The sequence below is a fragment of the Bradyrhizobium sp. genome (assembly GCF_035570375.1).
GTDB lineage: Bacteria > Pseudomonadota > Alphaproteobacteria > Rhizobiales > Xanthobacteraceae > Bradyrhizobium.
On the sequence record NZ_DATMLW010000025.1, the window covers coordinates 1 to 2941 of the forward strand.

At 60.3% G+C, this 2941-nt stretch carries 4 protein-coding genes; all 4 read left to right on the top strand.

Annotation, left to right across the window (positions count from 1 at the left end; all coding sequences use genetic code 11):
- A partial coding sequence (locus VNX23_RS03250; RefSeq protein WP_325627740.1) for a carbamoyltransferase C-terminal domain-containing protein occupies positions 1 to 506 on the top strand: 506 nt, incomplete at its 5' end.
- Positions 503 to 1312, top strand: coding sequence for a hypothetical protein (locus VNX23_RS03255; RefSeq protein WP_325627741.1), 810 nt, complete (start codon positions 503 to 505; stop codon positions 1310 to 1312). The genes VNX23_RS03250 and VNX23_RS03255, both read left to right, overlap by 4 nt.
- A gap of 41 nt (positions 1313 to 1353) precedes the next feature.
- Complete coding sequence (locus VNX23_RS03260) at positions 1354 to 2235, top strand: sulfurtransferase (protein ID WP_325627742.1); 882 nt, start codon at positions 1354 to 1356, stop codon at positions 2233 to 2235.
- Positions 2235 to 2941, top strand: a 707-nt coding sequence (locus VNX23_RS03265; RefSeq protein WP_325627743.1) for a TauD/TfdA family dioxygenase, incomplete at its 3' end; no start/stop codon positions are given. The genes VNX23_RS03260 and VNX23_RS03265, both read left to right, overlap by 1 nt.

Sequence of the window (2941 nt, forward strand, 5' to 3'; positions counted from 1 at the left end):
GGGCGCTCGGCGCGCGATCGATCCTGGCCGACCCGCGGCGTGCCGAGATGAAAGATCACCTCAACGCCAAGATCAAATTCCGCGAGGAATTCCGCCCCTTTGCTCCGGTGGTCAAAGAGGAAGCCTATCGGGATTGGTTCGAGACCCTCGGCATGTCGGAAAGCCCGTACATGCTCTATACTCACAAAGCCCTGCGTCCCGGGCAAACGGCGGCCGTCACCCATGTCGACGGCAGCAGCAGAGTGCAAACCGTGTCACCCGAGCAAAACGCCTACCTCTATCGGATCCTAGAGGCTTTCGAACGACGCACCGGTGTGCCGGTGCTGATCAATACCTCGTTCAATTTGCGCGGTGAGCCGATCGTCTCGAGCCCATCGGATGCGTTGAAGACTTTTTTCGCTTCTGGGATCGATTACCTCGTGCTCGAGGATTTTGTTGTCGAAAAGGAGGGCGGCAGTTCAGCCGCGTTCCCCAACCTCGAGCACGCGCTGGCAGGGTGCCTGTGAAAACCGTGCACCTGACACTGAACTACGCTGCATGCAAGCTGCTTTATTACGACAATGAGACTGAGGCGATGCGGCCGCGGCTTGTCTTTGTCGGTGCCGACGGGTCGATCCATTTCGAGATCAACGAGGTCGGATTAAAGGGCGACGCGCTTGACGATACGCGCAAATTAGTCGTGGTCTGGGGGGATTCGGTGGTCTTCAGCGCCGGTCGCGGCTGGCCGTGCCTGCTCGACAGCCTCGCTCCCGGCTACCAATTTCTCAACGGGGGTATCGAGGGCGATCCCTTTACGAACATCCTGCGGCGGGCGCGCGAATTCAACCAGCAGAGAGCGGTCGAGCTGAACCTTCTGATGCTCGGCTGGCATCCGCTCCCCGACAATCGCAACGTTCGATCCGCTCTGACTGATTTTATCGAAAAAACGCGGAATACCGTTCTGTTCACAATGCCGACAGCGTTGAACAGACGGATAGCCGATCAAGATCTCTCATCCTATTTAACATCCCGTGATGCCGAAGAACCGTTCACGTTTTGCGGAGATTTGCCCTATTCCAGAAAGAACCAGTACATTGGGTTCAACTATATTATGGAACGAAACGACATAATTCGCGAGACAGCGTCGCAGATGAACATACGAATGGTCGATTTGTTCGCCGAATTTGAGACGGAAAAGTTGGATGACTTCCGTCAGGATTTTAATGACATGATTCATTTGCGAGCCAGTGCCCATCCGAAAATCGTCCGGGCGGTGTATGAGGGGATCAAGGATTTACTGCAGCCAGCTTCCCCCTCGGTAATGGCGGCATAATCGAGGCCGCGGCGTCAGCATCAAATCAGAGCGAGAGTTGCATGACCACAACCGAAGGCGTTGCCCATCCCGAGTTTCTGGTCGAGACCGAGGCGCTCGAGCAGTGGCTCGACGCCCCCGAGCTGCGCATACTCGACTGCACGACGCATCTCGTTCCCGATCCGAAAATCACCTACCAGGTCGTGCCGGGCCGGGCTGATTTCGAAAAAGGCCATATCCCCGGCGCGCAGTTCGTCGATCTGCTGGGCGATCTCTCGGACAAGAATCATCGCCTTCGCTTCATGCTGCCTTCCGCCGAGGCATTCGCCGCGGCGATGAGCGGTTTTGGCGTCGGAGAGGGCACGCGCGTCGTACTCTACAGCACAGCCAACCCGTGGTGGGCGACGCGGGTCTGGTGGATGCTGCGCGTCTTCGGCTTCGACAACGCGGCGGTGCTCAACGGAGGCTGGCAGAAATGGAGCCGCGAAGGGCGTCCGGTCGAGACCGGTCCCGCGAACGTGCGTCCGCCGGGACATTTTGTCGTGCGCGAGCAGCGCCCGCTGATGGTCGGCAAAGAGGAGGTCCTGCAGGCGATCGGCGATGCCGGAGCCTGCACGATCAACGCGCTGCTGCCGGAGCAGCACGCCGGCACTGGCGGGAACAGCTACGGCAGGCCCGGCCACATCAAAGGCAGCGTCAATTTGCCGGCGGCCCATCTGCTCGATCCAAAGACCAACGAATTCCTGCCCGCCGGCGAACTGCGCAAGCGCTTCGCGGCGATCGGGGCCTTCGACAAAGACGTCATCACCTATTGCGGCGGGGGCATTGCCGCGAGCGCCGATGCCCTCGCTCTGGTCATGCTCGGGCATCCCAACGTCAGGCTCTATGACGCTTCGCTGAGCGAATGGGCAACCGACCCGAGCCTGCCGATGGAAACCGGCTGATGGGCCACACGATTGCTCTGCTTTCCGAGCATACCGGAGCGGAAGTCCGCGGCATCGATCTCACCGAGCCCGTCGATGAAGCCGTGCAAGCCGGGCTCAATCGTGCGTTTGTCGAGCATTCGGTGCTGGTGTTTCGCGACCAACATCTGGCGCCCCAGCAACTGCTCGAGGCAGTCGGCCTGTTCGGCGAGCCCTTCGCGCAGCACAATTCGCGCTTTGCCTTGCCCGAATGTCCGCTAGTCCACTACATCTCGAACCACGATTTCTATCCCGACGGACGGCGTTACATTCCGGGCGAAGGCTACCATACCGACCACTCGAATGCGGCCCGCCCGCCAAAGGCCACAATTCTGCATGCGGTGAGCCTGCCCGACCGGGGCGGCGATACCCAGTACGTCGATATGCGCCTCGCCTATGACGAACTGCCGCAACAAACCAAACGCCGTCTCGACGGGCTGAAAGCAATCCATGTCTACCAGAGCCGCCACAGCGCGCGGAAGTTGATGGAGCTGGGTTCGGAAAGCCGCAGCCGCGTGCCCGACGCGGTCACCCACCCGATCGTACGCACGCACCCGGAAAGCGGCCGCAAGGCGATCTACATCAATCCGATCCGCACCGAGGGCATCGTCGGAATTCCGGAAGAGGAAGCCCAAGCCTTGCTTGCCGACCTGCTGGAGCACGCGACGCAGCCGCAATACCAGTACCG